The 15,096-nt window shown below is 40.3% G+C and carries 13 protein-coding genes and 1 tRNA gene; 8 read left to right on the plus strand and 6 right to left on the minus strand.

The window, feature by feature from the left end; all coding sequences use genetic code 11:
• Nucleotides 1-495 precede the first annotated feature (495 nt).
• The 3 genes from CQA63_RS05450 to gltX form a co-directional block, all read right to left on the minus strand.
• A complete protein-coding gene (locus tag CQA63_RS05450) occupies nucleotides 496-1,359 on the minus strand; it encodes an ankyrin repeat domain-containing protein (protein ID WP_115511839.1) in 864 nt (287 codons plus the stop codon).
• Nucleotides 1,360-1,436: 77 nt separating this feature from the next.
• Entirely contained in the window at nucleotides 1,437-1,646 is a 210-nt protein-coding gene (locus CQA63_RS05455) for a TOBE domain-containing protein (protein ID WP_104700023.1), read from the minus strand.
• A 49-nt stretch (nucleotides 1,647-1,695) separates the two neighbouring features.
• Nucleotides 1,696-3,087 carry a glutamate--tRNA ligase gene (gltX, locus tag CQA63_RS05460; protein ID WP_104700022.1) on the minus strand — a complete coding sequence of 464 codons (1,392 nt, stop codon included), beginning with the start codon at nucleotides 3,085-3,087 and terminating at the stop codon, nucleotides 1,696-1,698.
• 130 nt (nucleotides 3,088-3,217) lie between these two features.
• Here gltX and murG point away from each other — a divergent pair, with 130 nt between their 5' ends.
• A complete protein-coding gene (murG, locus tag CQA63_RS05465; RefSeq protein ID WP_104700021.1) occupies nucleotides 3,218-4,261 on the plus strand; it encodes an undecaprenyldiphospho-muramoylpentapeptide beta-N-acetylglucosaminyltransferase in 1,044 nt (347 codons plus the stop codon).
• A gap of 15 nt (nucleotides 4,262-4,276) precedes the next feature.
• On the opposite strand, the gene CQA63_RS05470 is transcribed toward murG, so the two are convergent.
• The gene (locus tag CQA63_RS05470) at nucleotides 4,277-5,383 is read right to left on the minus strand and encodes a CapA family protein (RefSeq protein WP_158655476.1); all 1,107 of its coding nucleotides are present in this window, start codon (nucleotides 5,381-5,383) and stop codon (nucleotides 4,277-4,279) included.
• Between the two features lie 71 nt (nucleotides 5,384-5,454).
• On the opposite strand from CQA63_RS05470, the gene CQA63_RS05475 reads away from it, so the two are divergent.
• From CQA63_RS05475 to CQA63_RS05500, 6 genes are all read left to right on the plus strand, one after another.
• Nucleotides 5,455-5,530, plus strand: a tRNA-Glu gene (locus CQA63_RS05475).
• A gap of 33 nt (nucleotides 5,531-5,563) precedes the next feature.
• Nucleotides 5,564-6,319: an exodeoxyribonuclease III gene (locus tag CQA63_RS05480; RefSeq protein WP_104700019.1), complete on the plus strand. Its 756-nt coding sequence runs from the start codon at nucleotides 5,564-5,566 to the stop codon at nucleotides 6,317-6,319.
• An 18-nt stretch (nucleotides 6,320-6,337) separates the two neighbouring features.
• On the plus strand, nucleotides 6,338-6,958 hold the full coding sequence (locus tag CQA63_RS05485) for a uracil-DNA glycosylase family protein (RefSeq protein WP_104700018.1): 621 nt from the start codon (nucleotides 6,338-6,340) through the stop codon (nucleotides 6,956-6,958).
• On the plus strand, nucleotides 6,955-8,208 hold the full coding sequence (locus CQA63_RS05490) for a hypothetical protein (RefSeq protein WP_104700017.1): 1,254 nt from the start codon (nucleotides 6,955-6,957) through the stop codon (nucleotides 8,206-8,208). Before CQA63_RS05485 ends, CQA63_RS05490 begins: the two co-directional genes overlap by 4 nt.
• The gene (locus tag CQA63_RS05495) at nucleotides 8,180-8,590 is read left to right on the plus strand and encodes a YkgJ family cysteine cluster protein (RefSeq protein WP_244916276.1); all 411 of its coding nucleotides are present in this window, start codon (nucleotides 8,180-8,182) and stop codon (nucleotides 8,588-8,590) included. Before CQA63_RS05490 ends, CQA63_RS05495 begins: the two co-directional genes overlap by 29 nt.
• Nucleotides 8,587-9,876: a tetratricopeptide repeat protein gene (locus CQA63_RS05500; protein WP_104700016.1), complete on the plus strand. Its 1,290-nt coding sequence runs from the start codon at nucleotides 8,587-8,589 to the stop codon at nucleotides 9,874-9,876. The genes CQA63_RS05495 and CQA63_RS05500 overlap by 4 nt, the downstream gene beginning before the upstream one ends.
• On the opposite strand, the gene CQA63_RS05505 is transcribed toward CQA63_RS05500, so the two are convergent.
• On the minus strand, nucleotides 9,873-11,900 hold the full coding sequence (locus tag CQA63_RS05505; RefSeq protein ID WP_104700015.1) for an ATP-dependent helicase: 2,028 nt from the start codon (nucleotides 11,898-11,900) through the stop codon (nucleotides 9,873-9,875). The genes CQA63_RS05500 and CQA63_RS05505 overlap by 4 nt on opposite strands.
• 12 nt (nucleotides 11,901-11,912) lie before the next feature.
• Complete coding sequence (gene fliW / locus CQA63_RS05510; RefSeq protein ID WP_104700014.1) at nucleotides 11,913-12,338, minus strand: flagellar assembly protein FliW; 426 nt, start codon at nucleotides 12,336-12,338, stop codon at nucleotides 11,913-11,915.
• Nucleotides 12,339-12,420: 82 nt separating this feature from the next.
• On the opposite strand from fliW, the gene CQA63_RS05515 reads away from it, so the two are divergent.
• Nucleotides 12,421-15,087, plus strand: coding sequence for a valine--tRNA ligase (locus CQA63_RS05515; RefSeq protein ID WP_104700013.1), 2,667 nt, complete (start codon nucleotides 12,421-12,423; stop codon nucleotides 15,085-15,087).
• Nucleotides 15,088-15,096: the final 9 nt, after the last annotated feature.

Below are 15,096 nucleotides of genomic sequence, written 5' to 3' on the forward strand. Positions count from 1 at the left end.
CCAAGAGAATGTAGAAATCGCTGCTGCAAGTGCTCAAATCAGTGAGAGAGTAGATAAGGTAGCTAAAGATATATTAGATGATGTGAATAAGAAGAAATTCTAAGAAGATTTACTCAAAAACTCTATTACTTTATTAGCTTTAGATTCTGCATAGCAGGTAAGAAACTCTCTGTAGGGTTGGTAGAAAGTCTGCCACTTTGTCATATCTTTGGGCTTTATGCCCGAAGAATTGCTTAAAGAACACTACAGACTTTCTTGGTGTGTTAGCTTTTGTAGTAATATAAGGTGGAGACAAAGCATTCACACTGCAACCCCCAAGCGGTAGCTAAGTTTGTTAGCTCTAGCCCTTTGCAAAAAACACAAAACATCCCAGCCTGAATTACTCATCGTTAAAAGCAATTCTTCACCTCCTAGTAGTGGGAAAGATATAGCAATAAACTGCCTACATAGGGAATCTGAAGAATCTTCTATCCTTTGTAGTGGAGGTTAGGCCTGTTATTTGGAGTTGAGTTTATTGAGGCGGTTGCGATTGGCTTGAGAGACTTTCGCACCTAATTCAATGAGTTTTTTTGCACTTTGGAGTTGGGGTTTTTGGTTTTTTGTATTGAGTGCCCAATCAAGGGGTGTTTGACCTGATTTGAGGGAATCAACAGGGAGATGTTTGTGCGTGATGAGATATTCTAAAAGTGCTACATTGCCATCACGTGCAGCGATATGTAAAATCTTGCCTCCAGCAAAGCGGTAGAGAAAGCTCTCATCAAAGTGGAGCATAAGCTCTAAAATATATATATCACCAAAGGTAATAATGCCATTTGTTAAGGGGTATTTGGGGTTATTGTATTCTGCCCCCTTTTTAAGAAGTGCCCAAAACATACTATAGCGATGATACATCGCAGAGAGATCAAGCGCGCTTACTCCATGCACATCATAAATGCTATCTCCTAACTTAAAGGCTCTAAGTGGTATGTAAATATCAGAAATCACGCGGTTAATATCATAAAAGGGCTTTTTGGTAGAAAACATATCACTCTTATCAGAATCTGCCAAAATAAGCTCAAAAACCTTTGAAGCATTAAAAACAATTGCCGCCATAAGGGGCGTGATAATAAAACGTGGAGTTTGGGTAGTGTAGAATAAAAAGTATGCACAACATTGCTCATTTGCCTTTAAAAGCGTGTAAGTGTGTGTATCATCTTCAATGATAGCCTTGATAAGCTTTTGTTCGATGAGGCAATGGGCTATGGCTTTTTCACCTTTGTATTGGGATTTTGAGCCAATCCCTTTAAGAAACTCCACTTGCTGGCAGTCTATTTGCAGGAGAGATTCTAGGCTTTGCTCTAAGGTGGGGGGATTTCGCATATCCCATTGTGTATTAAAATAGTATCCAAAAGCAATATTGCATATACATATGCTTAGAAGAATACTCTTAAGCACATTTACTCCACACCTACCATGACCGAAGTCGCTTTGATGATAGCATAAGCACTTTTGCCGACTTCGAGTCCTAGCTCATCAATAGATTCTAAAGAAATAGTTGCAGAAATAATATTACCTCCACCAATATCAAGCTTAATGATTGCATTTACTGCGCCTTTTTGTATCGCTATAATCTTGCCCTTGATTTGGTTACGCGCACTGATTTTCATAACCTCTCCTTGAATTTTGGAAGTTTTCGCTTATTGTGTAGTATGTTTTTTAATGATTGTTATATAGCGTTAAAAAAGTATTGACCCTTCTTAGGCTCTCTTCTCTGCCAAGTGCGATGAGTGTCTCACATACGCCAATACCCCCGCTTTTACCCAATAGCGCACACCGAAGAGATGGCATAAGCTTGCCAATTTTAATACCTTTTTGCGCACTATAATCATGGAGATATGATTCCATATTTGGCACACTCTTCCATGCAGTGCTATTTGCTTCATTAAAGAGTTCTTTAAGTGTATGCACCGCCTCTATATCTAGCTTAAGGCGCATTTTCTCATCATATTCACAGGGGGCATTGGTTATTTCTAAAAGCTTTTGGGCAAATTCTACCAGTGTAGAGCAGCGCTCTTTTAGCGCAGGGTAGAGAATCTCCCGCGCAGTTTCACTTAAACTTGGTGCATGATATGCACTTAGCATATCCTCAAGCTTGGCATTATCCATTTGCCTTATGTAATGTGCATTAAGCCATAAAAATTTATCTTGATTATAAGCACTAGGGGAGCTATTAAGCCCAGAGGGATTAAAGAGTGAGAGCATTTCATCAAGTGAGAAAATTTCCTTATCTCCGCTACTCCAGCCCAAACGCACAAGAAAGTTTAAAATCGCCTCTGGCAAATACCCCATATCTTTATAATCCATAACATTCATCGCTCCATCGCGCTTGCTTAGCTTTTTCCCTTGAGGATTGAGTATCATAGGGACATGGAAGAAGCGAGGGATTTCAAAGCCTAGCGCATTATAAACGATAATTTGTTTTGGTGTGTTGCTTAGGTGGTCATCACCCCGAATAACATCACTTACCCCCATAAGGGCATCATCGATAGCGACAACAAAATTATAAGTAGGTGTGCCATCGCTTCGTGCGATAATAAAGTCATCAAGCTCCTTAGCCCCTATGCGAATCTCCCCCTTAATGCCATCTTTAAAGCATACATAGCCATCCAGCGGGGCTTTGATACGTACTACAGGCTCTCTATCGCTTGGAGGAGTACCCTGAAAGTCTCTATAGCGATTATCATAACGTGGGGTTTGCTTTTTTGCTTCTTGCTCTGTGCGTAATGCCTGAAGCTCCTCCTTGCTCATATAGCAGTAATATGCCTTTTTCTCCTCTAAAAGCTTTTGTATGTATTGTTTATAGAGGGGGAATCGCTGGCTTTGATACACAACTTCCCCATCATAATCTAAGCCCACCCATGCAAATGCCTCTAAGATAGCTTTTGTGGCTTCTTTAGAGTTACGCGCTAAATCTGTATCTTCGATACGTAATAAAAACTTCCCCCCATTTGCACGTGCATAAAGATAATTAAAAAGTGCCGTACGTAAGCCACCAATATGTAAATACCCCGTGGGTGAGGGCGCAAAACGCGTAACAATATGAGCCATTGTATCCCTTTGTGAAATGTGAGTTAAATGTGCGAGTATATAGAATCTTAACTTAATAGCCTTTTATGGGATTGCTAAAATATCGTTTTTCTACATTACAATAATGCAAACTTCAACCAAAGGGGAGCGTATGTATGCAATTACAGGCGGGGGCACGGGGGGGCATTTAGCCATAGCTAAGGCTCTAGCTCAAGCCCTGTGCAAAGATCATAAAAGTGTGATTTATATTGGCTCAAATCTTGGGCAAGATAGAGCATGGTTTGAGCATTCCCCCCTTTTTAGGCAGTGCTATTTTTTAGATTCTATAGGTGTGGTGAATAAAAGAGGTTTAAGCAAAGTAAAGGCTTTGTGTAAGCAGTTGGTTTGTGTGCTCAAAGCAAGGAAGATTCTTAAAAGCAATCAAGTCAAATGTGTTATTAGCGTGGGGGGCTTTAGCGCAGGAGGGGCAAGTATAGCAGCTATTCTTTCTCACATACCGCTTTTTATCCATGAGCAAAATGCCATTAAAGGCAAGCTTAATGCAATCCTTAGCCCATTTGCAAAGGCAGTGTTTGGCAGCTTTGAGGGCAGTGGGAAGCATTTTGTCCGCACTTCATATCCTGTACGTGATGAGTTTTTTAAATATGCTCGTGTGAGGGATGGCATTACCCAAGTGCTATTTTTGGGCGGTTCTCAAGGAGCAAAGGGCATTAATGATTTTGCCTTAAAGCTCTCTCCTCAATTACTGCAAAAAGGCATAAAAGTGGCTCACCAATGTGGAGAGAGGGATTATGAGCGAGTGAGGGGAGCATATCAGGCAATGTCTCTTTTAGATAAGGTTACGCTTTTTGCCTTTGATGGCGAGATTGTTAAACATTTAGAGAGGGCAGATATATGTATAGCGCGCTCAGGCGCTTCAAGTCTATGGGAGATGAGCGCAAATGGGCTTATTGGGGTGTTTGTGCCCTATCCTTATGCGGCAAAAGATCATCAATACTACAATGCCTTAAGTTTTGCTAAAGAGGGTTTGGGGCTAGTGATAAGAGAATCTGAACTTGATAGCACAGAGGTGCTGGCATTTTTAGAATCTATGCAGGGTGATAAGCTTAAAGAGTGCTCTCAAAAGGTTATGTCAAAAATCAAGCCAAATGGGGCAGAAGAGATTTTAGGGCATATTTATGCGTATGTGCGATAAACCAGCGCGATTAAGCTATTGGCTTAAAGAAGCGCTATATGTGTTCATTCGCTCTAAGATTCTCCGTTTTGCCTCGCCTTGTGCGATGATAGGCTGGTAGTTATTTTTATGTCTCTCTCCGCTAATAAGCACGGGGATAAAGCTATGTAATTCGCTCCATTTGGGTAATGTAGCAAATTTTTGCACTTTTTGATTATGAATAAAAATTGTATCTTTGCTTAGGGTTTTGAGTTGGCTCTGCTTTGCCCCAAAGGCAAAGCGCACTTGATAGATAATGCTATCTTTATCAGGAGGGTTTTTAGCCCCTCCATATACGAAGTTCCCTAAGCTATAGACAATCTTTTTACCTTTATATTCTTCTATGCCTTGCAAAACATGCGGGTGATGCCCTATGACAAGATCTGCCCCACAATCAATGGCATATCTCCCAAGCTCTTTTTGAATCCCATTGGGATAGTGCTTTCTCTCTTCTCCCCAATGAAAGCTAAAGATAATAATATCTGCGCCCCTATTGCGGAGTGCTTCTATCTCATTTTTGACTTGGGTTTTAATGGCAAGATTCCAACCACGATGCCCTGCCATACCAATTTTTTTACCCCTTATCTCATATATGCTTAAAATACCCTCCCCGCTATAGTGAATCTGTGCATTTTGCAAATGAAGTTGCGTATCCTTAAAGCCCTGCATACCATAATCTCTGGTGTGATTGTTGGCGATATTGACTGCCTCTATGCTGCCAAGTTTGAGAATCTCCACATAGCTAGGATCTCCCTTAAAGGCAAAGGGTTTGATAAGTCTATCTTTATCGTGTGTTGTGAGTGGTCCCTCAAGATTGGCTAAAGTCATATCATCATTTTGTAAAATCTCTTTTACCTCTGCAAAGAAGTAGCCATAGTCTTTATTGATTTTATGTGCAAAATACCAATTAAGCGTCTCTCCTTGGCTTCCATAATAATCCCCAAGTATGTTATCCCCTATAAAACTAAGCGTGAGTATATCGCCATCTTGTGCTTTTTCTACTTCCTCTATCGGGGGCGTTTGTGCAAGCTTAGAGCCAAAGCAACCGCCCAAAGCAAGGAGGAGTACCCCATATATCCATAATGTCCCTATATATCGCCACATGCTGCTACCCTTGCGTGTTATGTTTGCGTGCATTGTAGCGAATCTTAAATAAAGTTTGCTATACTTCCCGCGACCCTTTCATCTAGTGGCCAAGGATACCACCCTTTCTCGGTGGAAACGGAAGTTCAAATCTTTCAGGGGTCGCCATTTCTTTCAATTTTAATACATTAAGGATTATTGATGAGGCTTGTTTCATGGAATGTAAATGGTTTGCGTGCGTGTATGAATAAGGGGTTTATGGAGTTTCTCACGCAAAGCAAGGCAGATATATTTTGTATTCAAGAATCAAAAATGCACAAAGAGCAGGCTGATTTTTGCTTTGAAGCTTACCATACATATTGGAATAGCGCAGAGAAAAAGGGCTATTCCGGCGTAGTTGTGCTAAGCAAGAGAGAGCCACTCAAGGTAGAGTATGATATGGGTATTGCTCACCATGACAAGGAGGGGCGAATCATTCGAGCAGAGTATGAGGATTTTTATTTAGTGAATGTCTATACGCCCAATGCCCAGAGGGGGTTAGAGCGTCTAGAGTACCGCATGGAATGGGAAGATGATTTTAGGGCATTTGTTTTAGAGCTAAATAAACATAAGCCGGTGATTATTTGCGGGGATTTAAATGTCGCCCATAAGGAGATTGATTTAAAAAACCCTAAAACAAACCGCAGAAACGCTGGATTCACAGATGAAGAGAGGAGCAAGATAAGCACACTTTTAGAATCTGGATTTATTGATACATTTCGATATTTTTACCCTCAATTAGAGGGGGCATATACGTGGTGGAGCTATATGGGGAAAGCTCGAGCAAATAACACAGGGTGGCGTATTGATTATTTCTTATGCTCCCAAAGTTTGCAGCCTAAGCTCAAAAATGCCTTTATTTATGCTGATATTTTAGGGAGTGATCATTGCCCTGTGGGATTAGAGCTTGATATATAAGGTATAAAGAAGTGTAAGATGAAAGCCCAGATTTTAAAGCTTCTTTGGCTAAAGCAGCTTTATGGGAAGTCTGCTTGCGGGGAATGCTACACAGATAGCATACAAACCGCTTCCATAAAGCCCCCCATTGATAATAATCTAGAGCGAATGATTGAAAATTGTTCATTATGTAATCGCATTAAACATTCCCCCAAGCCAAGCATTGGCATTTTAAATACTAATGCGCCATTGTGCTTTGTGAGCGAAGTCCCGCTTATTGATGAAAAGGGACAATTTGTGCAAAATAAAAGTGCCATTATGCTTGAGAATATCATTAAACGTGTTTTCAATCTCAGCCCATCACAAGTGAGTATTCTCTCTCTTGTAAAATGTGGAGGCTCTCCTGCGGAGAGCAGTGAAATCCTCTCCTGCATGGACTTTTGCCTCCTTCAATTACAAAAAGCTAATCCAAAGGTGTGTATTTTACTGGGAAATCGAGTGTGCGAGCATATTTTAGGGCAGCATTTAGAAGGCGGTAGAATTTTATGGCACAATAATAGAAAGTTTCTAGTTACTTATTCATTAAATGAGCTAGTACGCAACCCCTCTTTGAAAGCACAAGCGCATAATCACTTTTTAGGCGCAAAAGGACAATTATGAGAAAACTCCTCAAATGCTATATATTGCTTTGCTTTGCTTGGCTATTTGCTTTTACATGCTTATTTTCTAATGTATATGCCAAAAGCTATATTATTTCTCCGCTTCCCCTGCCCCAACAAGAAATCTTAAATATAAGCACAGAGAAGTGTTCCCAGTCATGTTTGCTTGATCATTTCAATAAAGGGCAGCTTTTTTCATTTGTGGCGTTTTTTGAGCCTTATATGGATAATGTAGAGCTTCGCTCCAAACTCTCTGAAGTGCTTGGTGCGTTAGGGATTATGGATATGGCGATTCCCTCTAGTTTAGAGGGGAATGCAAAGATAAAGCTCGCCCTCTTAATGCCTAAAAAAATCATCGGGCGCTATAGCGTGAGTAGTATTGATACGATTTTAGCCTATCTTATGGCAAGGGGGAGTGATTTTGTGTTTGAAATCTTTGATACAGGTGATGAGAGCTCAGCAAAGCTTGAAGCGACTTATAAGCAAATTGTAGAGAATGGCTATGATTTTGTTATTGCTATCCTCACTTCTAAGGGTGCACAAGAGTTTGTAAAGCTTGATATAAGCCTCCCTACCTATCTGCCCACGATTAATAAAAGACATATCCAAGATACTCACTTTTCTAAAGAGCTCACTTTTGGGGGCATTGATTATGAAGCGCAAATTGAGCTTTTACTCACGCTTGCGGGAGATAAGCCTATTATTACCTATAATGATAATAGCTTTAGAGGAGCAGATTTAGGTGCTATGGTAAAGGCTAAAAGTCAAAATGTCATTCTTGAAGAAGTGATCGATTCCCAATCAGCTACGATGTTTTCTCAAAAGCTTGAAAAGCACGAAGAGCTTATTGATGAGAGTGTCATATTTTTTAATACGCCAGTGATGAAAACAGGACTTATGGCTTCACAACTCGCACTCTCTAGCAGTGTGCCAGATAAATTGCTCTCCACTCAAATTAATTTTGACCCATCATTATTGCTTTTGATACAAAAAGATGATAGGAAGAATTTATTTATCGCTAATGTTATTCATAATGCAAATGCGCAACTTGTAGAGTATGTCGCGCTTTTGGGCGGGGATTTACGCTATGACTGGGTGAATTATGCTACTGCTATAGGCGTGGAGCAGCTGATTTTAGGGCGCATTAATCTCAAGGCACGTTTTTTTACAGAGGGCATTAAAGATGCGCAAGTAGAGTATGTCAATAGAATCTACAAAAGTGATGCAAAAAAATTCTATGAGTATAGATAGAGATTATCCTTTTAGCTTTGAGGGCAGTAAATGTGAGGGTTGTGGCGGTAGATGTTGCACCGGAGAGAGTGGCTATGTGTTTGTAAGTGTGTATGAAATGCGATGTATCGCCGCTCATCTTGCACTTGGCTTTGAATCTTTTTGCTTGCAATATGTGCGTAAGGTGGAGTCTCGATTTTCACTCCTTGAAAAGCCCCATAAAAGCGGCTTGGCTTGTGTATTTTATGAGGAGGGCACGGGTAAATGCAGCATTTATGCTGTGCGCCCTAAGCAATGTGTGAGCTTTCCCTTTTGGGAATCTCACAAAACACTTGATAGTCAAGCCCTAAGTGCATTGCAAAAGGAATGTGTGGGTATATGTATTAAAAAGGATAATAAATGAGAGTTTTTCTAATTTTGCTTTGTGTGTTGTGTTTTAGTTATGGGGCTTTTAATGAAGATGATGCCTTGTTTGAAGCCCTTGATTATGAAGCCCAATCACAATTTGACAAAGCACGGGATATGTATCTTGTGCTCTATGAGGAAACGCATAAATTAGAGTATTTTAAAGAAGCTATTTTGCTCTCCTCTATGCTTGATAACCCGCAGGCGACACTTGATTTTGCCTATGAGTATATGGCACAAGGTGGGGAGAAGGATCTTGCTTTGCATAAGGTGTTTTTAGATTCATATTTAAAGTTAGGCTTAAGCCAGAGGGCGATTGAGGAGGCACTCTTTATTGCAAAAAGCGAGCAAAGCCCTATGCTTGATGATATTTTAGGCTCATTATATGCCAATGAGGGGCGCTATGAGGAGGCATTAGTGTATTTAAAACGTGCTTATGAGGAGACAAAAAGCCCCGATATTGTGCGTAAAATCATCACCATAGAGCTTGCGCAATCTCATAGCAAAGAGGCATTAGATATGCTAGATAAACATATTGAGGAATATGGTTGCAATGGGAATTTTTGCAAATTTAGTATTGAAGTTTATGCGAAATTTGCAAAAACCGCACAGATAGAATTGCTCCTTGAGCAAGCCTTTGAGCAAGACCCAACGATTGAAAATGCGCGTAATTTGATTTTGATTTACACCTATCAGAAAAAGTTTAAGCAAGCTTCAGATATTGCCTCACAATTTCCCTTTAAAGGGCAAATACTCCTTGAGCTCTATGTAGCTCAGCAAGATTATCCTAATGCAGCAAAGCAGGCAAAATACCTCTATGAGGAGAATCACAATCCCTATTTTTTGGCATTAGAGCAAGTCTATAGCTTTGAATCGCTAAATAACAAGCAAGATAAAGCGCAAATACAAAATATTATTAATAATCTCAAAACTGCCCTTCATCTTATGCAAACACCTGAGAAGGCTGTAGCTAAAGATTCTCGTCTTGATGCGTCACTAGAGAACCATCAAGGGAGTGAATTGGGCTTTTTCTTTAATTTTTTAGGGTATTTGATGATTGATTATGAGCTTGATGTGAAAGAGGGCTTAAGGCATGTGAAAAAAGCCCTAGAGACCCAGCCACTTAACCCTACATATTTAGATTCTTTGGCATGGGGATATTATAAGCTTAAGGATTGCCAAGGGGCGAAGCAGACCTTTAGCCTTATCCCTGAAGATAATATTCAAAAAGAGCAAGAGCTACAAACGCATAAGGCACTGATTGATAAATGCTCCCTCCCCTAGATTGTGCTTTCTTTATGGAGGAGCTCGCCCTCATAGAGGAAGATTGATGGTGCATAATCGATGTTTTTTAATGTATCCTTTTTGGCAAAAGAGAGGATAAGGTTTTCCTTAGCACGCGTGATAGCGACATAAAAAAGCCTCCTCTCTTCTTCTAAACTCCCGCCTTTACTGATGAGCTTGCGGTTTGGGAAGCGCCCATCCATTAAATCCACGACATAGACATTTTGAAATTCTAGCCCCTTGCTTGCATGAATGCTAAGCAAATTTACCCCACTTCCCTCTGCCATTTCCCCAGAGCTTAGAATCATCGCATTAAGAAACTTCCCCAAATCATTGTGATTTTTTGATAAATCGCTTAAAAGCATACATTTGCGCTTAATGGATTCTAAAGCGTTTTCAAAACGGGCATTATCTATGCTGCCGTCTTTGTTTTTGGCTCGTGCATTTGCGAGTGAATGCGTAATATGGGTAAAAAATGGCATTTGTGTAATTTGGCTTACAAGCACTTTGGGCGTTTTGTTGCCATGAAGGGCATGGAGCATTTCATAAAAATTGCTTAAAAAGACAGCCCCTTCTTTTTGGATTTTAGGATGGGCTAAAATCGGGTGAGAGGCAAAAGATGGGGCGATGTGTTCATTAAATCTACCTTGAGATTCTAAGATAGCAAAGTCATCAAAAAGCCCAAGTTGCGTGTTTTTATGCTTTTGCTTATAGGCTTTGGTTTGTGCGGGGTGGAAAATACCTTTAAAAATATCTCCCTCTCCTAATGTATGGAATGCTTCATAAATATCTTTTGCCATAGCTTCACCTATGCCTTTGCCATAGCTGAGTGTGTGAAGATACGCCATCATATCATGGGGATTATGAATCATCGAGCAAATATCTAATACAAGCTTGACTTCTTTTGTGTCAAAAAAGCTCGTTCCACCCTTGCGTTTGGAGGGGATATTAAGCTCTCTTAAGCTTGCTTCAATGCCATCAGCACTTGAATTATTACGAAAGATAATAGCAGTATCTTCATAAGGAATATTACTTAGGGAGATACGTTTGGCAATGCCTTGATATTGCGAGAAAAGCTCATCATAAACAATTAATTTGGGCGGGCTAAACTCTCCTTGCTTGACTACTTCTAAGCTTTTAGGGTAAATGCGCTCATTTTTTTCTATCACTTTATTTGCAAGTGCTAAGATATGCTTGCTTGAGCGGTAATTTTTACTTAATGTAAAAACCCTTGCATCGTGGTATTTGTGCTTAAAATTGCTAATAATGCTAATATCTGCACCATTAAAGGCATAAATGCTTTGGTCATAATCCCCCACGCAAAATAAACTTGGAGGAGAGAGGGCATTGAGTATAGAATCTTGCAAGGGGTTAGTATCTTGGTATTCATCACAAAGCACTTCTAAAAATGGCGGCTGTGGTAAGCTAAGGAGAGCCTCTCTATAGAGCAGTAGCAAGTCGTTGTAATCTGCGTATTTGTGCGTTTTTTTAAGGGCGTCAAATTCTGCAAGTATGTCTTCATAAATGGCTATATGGGCTTCTTGCTGGGGGACTCTCTCTGTGAGCCAAGCGCCAAAGGTGGCTTTGCTTGCAGAATTTACAAAAAGACAATAGCTATCATAAAGATATTGGGCAGAATAAGCCTTTACTTCATTATCCATAAACACGCGTTTCCCATAGAGGCTTTTAAAAAGCATTTGTAATTCTCTTGGTTGTTTGAGGTGGATATGCTGATGTTCCCTTAAATAGCGGTAAGCTACCGCATGAAATGTGCCAGATTCTATATTTTTAGCAAGACTTTCACCAAAGATTTTGCCCACGCGCAAAATCATTTCATTACTTGCTTTATTGGTAAAGGTAAGGAGGAGAATATCCTTTGGGGTATAGCCATTATGCAGAAGATGTGCTATGCGCCCTACGATGGTAGATGTTTTACCCGTGCCAGCTGAAGCGATAATGAGATTATGCCCACTAGGAGCCTTTGCCGCCTCTGCTTGTTGTGCATTAAGCTTTGAGAGTGGCATAAGGCGGGCTTATTATTTGCCAAGAGTTTGGAGAATCTCTTTTGAGAGAAATTCCTTTAAGGGTTGTACTCTGCTGAATTGAGGATATTGTGCTACAGGCAATGTAGTAACCTGCAAAGCTGTGGCATTAGCGGGATTAAACACAAAGGGAGAGAGGAGATTCACTATAGAATCTTCAATGGGATTTTGGAGCACCACTACGCAATATACCTCTACCTTATCCCCTCGTGATTCATCAAAGTCAAGGAGCTTTTCATCAGCTGTGGGAATGGTAATGTCATAATTAGGCAGAAGCGAGAAAGGATTGATAAGTATAATCTCAAAGGGTGTTTTGCCATCAAGTGCCTTAATCTTGCTAAATGTTTCATCGATTTTTTCTAGCTCTACTTGCTTTACATCTTCAAAGCCCAGCATAGGAATCTTTAACTCATAAGTCATATCTAACCTCCGTTTATTTTTAGCATTTTGGTATTATAATATCTTAAGGTTTAAAGCAAATTAAATACCATAAAGGGACTTTATGAATCTTGAAGATAAAGACACGCAAAAGGCTAAAAAGGGCTATCAGCCAGATATTGTAGAAAAAACATTTTATCAAATATGTGAAGAGAGAGGGTATTTTGAAATTGAGGGTAATCAATCCCTCTGGGGAGCAAATCCTGCTTGTTTTAGCATTATGATGCCTCCGCCAAATGTAACAGGCGTGCTCCATATTGGGCATGCCCTTACCTTTACACTCCAAGATATTATCACACGCTTTAAACGAATGAATGGCTTTAAAACGCTCTATCAGCCCGGCTTAGATCATGCGGGGATAGCTACGCAAAATGTCGTTCAAAAACAGCTTTTAAGCGAGGGCATAAGCAAAGAATCTTTAGGCAGAGAAGCGTTTATAGCCAAGGTATGGGAATGGAAAGAAAAAAGCGGAGGGGCTATACTTCATCAAATGCGAAAACTCGGTATCACCCCTGCGTGGTCGCGGTTGCGCTTTACTATGGATCAAGGTTTGCAAAATGCCGTGAAGAAGGCATTTGTGCAGTGGTATAATCAAGGCTTTATCGTGCAAGATTATTATATGGTGAATTGGTGTGTGCATGATGGGGCACTTTCAGATATTGAAGTAGAATATGAGGAAAATCATGGCAAGCTCTATTATCTGCGCTATCCCATAGAGGGGAGCAGCGAATCTCTTATAGTAGCTACTACGCGTCCAGAGACATTCTTTGGCGATAGCGCTGTAATGGTAAATCCCCAAGATAGCCGTTATGCGCATTTGGTGGGTAAAAATGTGATACTTCCGCTCTTAAATCGTCCTATTCCTATTATCGCAGATTCGCATGTAGATATGGACTTTGGAAGTGGCTGCGTGAAAGTAACGCCCGCCCATGATATGAATGACTATGAAGTGGGCAAAAGGCATAATCTTAGCTTTATTACGATTTTTGACCAAAAAGGTATTTTAAATACCCATGCAGGAGAGTTTGCGGGTAAGGACAGATTGCAGGCACGTCCAGAGATTGTCCAAAAGCTGCAAGAAGAGGGGTTTATTGAATCTATAGAGGACTATAGTAATCAAATTGGCAAATGCTATCGTTGTAACAATGTCGTAGAGCCTTATATTTCAAAGCAATGGTTTGTCAAAAAAGAGGTAGCAAAGCACGCCATAGAGAGGGTGAATAATGGAGAATTGCACTTTTTCCCCCCACAATGGTTAAATAACTACAATGCGTGGATGAGAGAGCTCAAAGATTGGTGCATTTCTCGGCAGCTTTGGTGGGGGCATAGAATCCCCGTGTGGTATTGCCAATGCGGGCATAAGATAGCTTCAGAGGTTGATAATCCTAAATGCCCTAAATGCCTTAAAGAGGCTACAAAGCAAGATGAAGATGTGCTTGATACGTGGTTTAGCTCCGGGCTTTGGGCATTTAGCACGCTTGGTTGGGGGAATGATATACAAGCAAATGCGCCCTATAGAGATAGCGATTTGCATGACTTTTATCCTAACTCTTTGCTTATTACGGGCTTTGATATTTTGTTTTTCTGGGTGGCTCGTATGCTTTTAAGTGGGGAATCCCTCCTTGGGATTTTGCCTTTTAAAGATGTGTATCTTCATGCACTTGTGCGCGATGAATCGGGGCAAAAGATGAGTAAATCTAAAGGCAATGTGATAGATCCTTTGGAGATGATAGATACTTATGGGGCAGATGTTTTGCGCTTTAGCTTAGCTTATCTTTGCGCGCAAGGCAGAGATGTGAAGCTCTCTAAAAGTGTGCTTGAAAATACAAAAAACTTCACAAATAAGCTCTATAATGCCACGCAATTTTTACTTATGTATTTAGAGCAGCTTGGCGGGCAAGGGGGCTTTGCAAATCTTGGGGCAATAGAGATTCACACACCGCTAGGGCGATATATGCTTGCTCGCTTTTATAATGCTACAAGTGAAGTGCATCAGGCTTTAGAGGCTTATCGTTTTGAGCAGGGGGCGAATATTTTGTATCGCTTTTTGTGGGGAGAATTTTGCGATTGGGGGATTGAGCTTGCAAAGGCAAGTAAAGATTCTATTTATGAATTAGGTGCTATTTTTAAATCTGCTCTTTTGCTTTTGCACCCTTATATGCCCTTTATTACGGATTATTTATGGCATAGCTTAGATAAGAGTGATATAAGATCTTCAGATTCTATTATGATTGCTGCCTATCCTAAGCCACAAGGGCATAAAGAGGGGCAATTGCAACATAATTTTGAAATTATGCAAGATGTGATTGTGTGTATTCGGCGATTAAAAGCTATGCTTGAGCTGGGCTCTGCGCCCATTAAGGAGATATATATTAAGCTTAATGATGAGGTGGATAATGCCCTATTAAAGCAATTTGTATGCAAGCTTGCTCGCGTAGAGAATCTTCATATCATAGCACAAAAACCCGATGCAAGCGTAGGTGATGTGGGTGAGTTTTGCGAATGCTATTTGTGTTTAGAGGGCATAGATTTAAGTGCGATTACCTCGCGCTTAAGTGCACAGAAGCAAAAGCTCGAAAAAGAATTACATAAATTTAAAGGTATGCTAAGCAATGAAAAATTTGTGCAAAATGCCCCTAAGGCAGTATTGGAGCAAAACCGCGCAAGCTTGCGTAGCGTGCAAGAAAAATATGATAAAATCTGTGCAGAACTTCAAGCGTTAAATCCATAACACATATAA

The organism is Helicobacter marmotae, assembly GCF_003364255.1.
In the GTDB taxonomy this organism is placed as follows: Bacteria; Campylobacterota; Campylobacteria; order Campylobacterales; family Helicobacteraceae; genus Helicobacter_C; species Helicobacter_C marmotae.

Excerpts from the sequence above, each read along its gene's own strand:
- CQA63_RS05450 (WP_115511839.1), bottom strand. The coding sequence starts at position 1,359 with ATGCGAAATCCCCCCACCTTAGAGCAAAGCCTAGAATCTCTCCTGCAA.
- CQA63_RS05455 (WP_104700023.1), bottom strand. The coding sequence starts at position 1,646 with ATGAAAATCAGTGCGCGTAACCAAATCAAGGGCAAGATTATAGCGATA.
- gltX (WP_104700022.1), bottom strand. The coding sequence starts at position 3,087 with ATGGCTCATATTGTTACGCGTTTTGCGCCCTCACCCACGGGGTATTTA.
- murG (WP_104700021.1), top strand. The coding sequence starts at position 3,218 with ATGTATGCAATTACAGGCGGGGGCACGGGGGGGCATTTAGCCATAGCT.
- CQA63_RS05470 (WP_158655476.1), bottom strand. The coding sequence starts at position 5,383 with ATGTGGCGATATATAGGGACATTATGGATATATGGGGTACTCCTCCTT.
- CQA63_RS05480 (WP_104700019.1), top strand. The coding sequence starts at position 5,564 with ATGAGGCTTGTTTCATGGAATGTAAATGGTTTGCGTGCGTGTATGAAT.
- CQA63_RS05485 (WP_104700018.1), top strand. The coding sequence starts at position 6,338 with ATGAAAGCCCAGATTTTAAAGCTTCTTTGGCTAAAGCAGCTTTATGGG.
- CQA63_RS05490 (WP_104700017.1), top strand. The coding sequence starts at position 6,955 with ATGAGAAAACTCCTCAAATGCTATATATTGCTTTGCTTTGCTTGGCTA.
- CQA63_RS05495 (WP_244916276.1), top strand. The coding sequence starts at position 8,180 with ATGCAAAAAAATTCTATGAGTATAGATAGAGATTATCCTTTTAGCTTT.
- CQA63_RS05500 (WP_104700016.1), top strand. The coding sequence starts at position 8,587 with ATGAGAGTTTTTCTAATTTTGCTTTGTGTGTTGTGTTTTAGTTATGGG.
- CQA63_RS05505 (WP_104700015.1), bottom strand. The coding sequence starts at position 11,900 with ATGCCACTCTCAAAGCTTAATGCACAACAAGCAGAGGCGGCAAAGGCT.
- fliW (WP_104700014.1), bottom strand. The coding sequence starts at position 12,338 with ATGACTTATGAGTTAAAGATTCCTATGCTGGGCTTTGAAGATGTAAAG.
- CQA63_RS05515 (WP_104700013.1), top strand. The coding sequence starts at position 12,421 with ATGAATCTTGAAGATAAAGACACGCAAAAGGCTAAAAAGGGCTATCAG.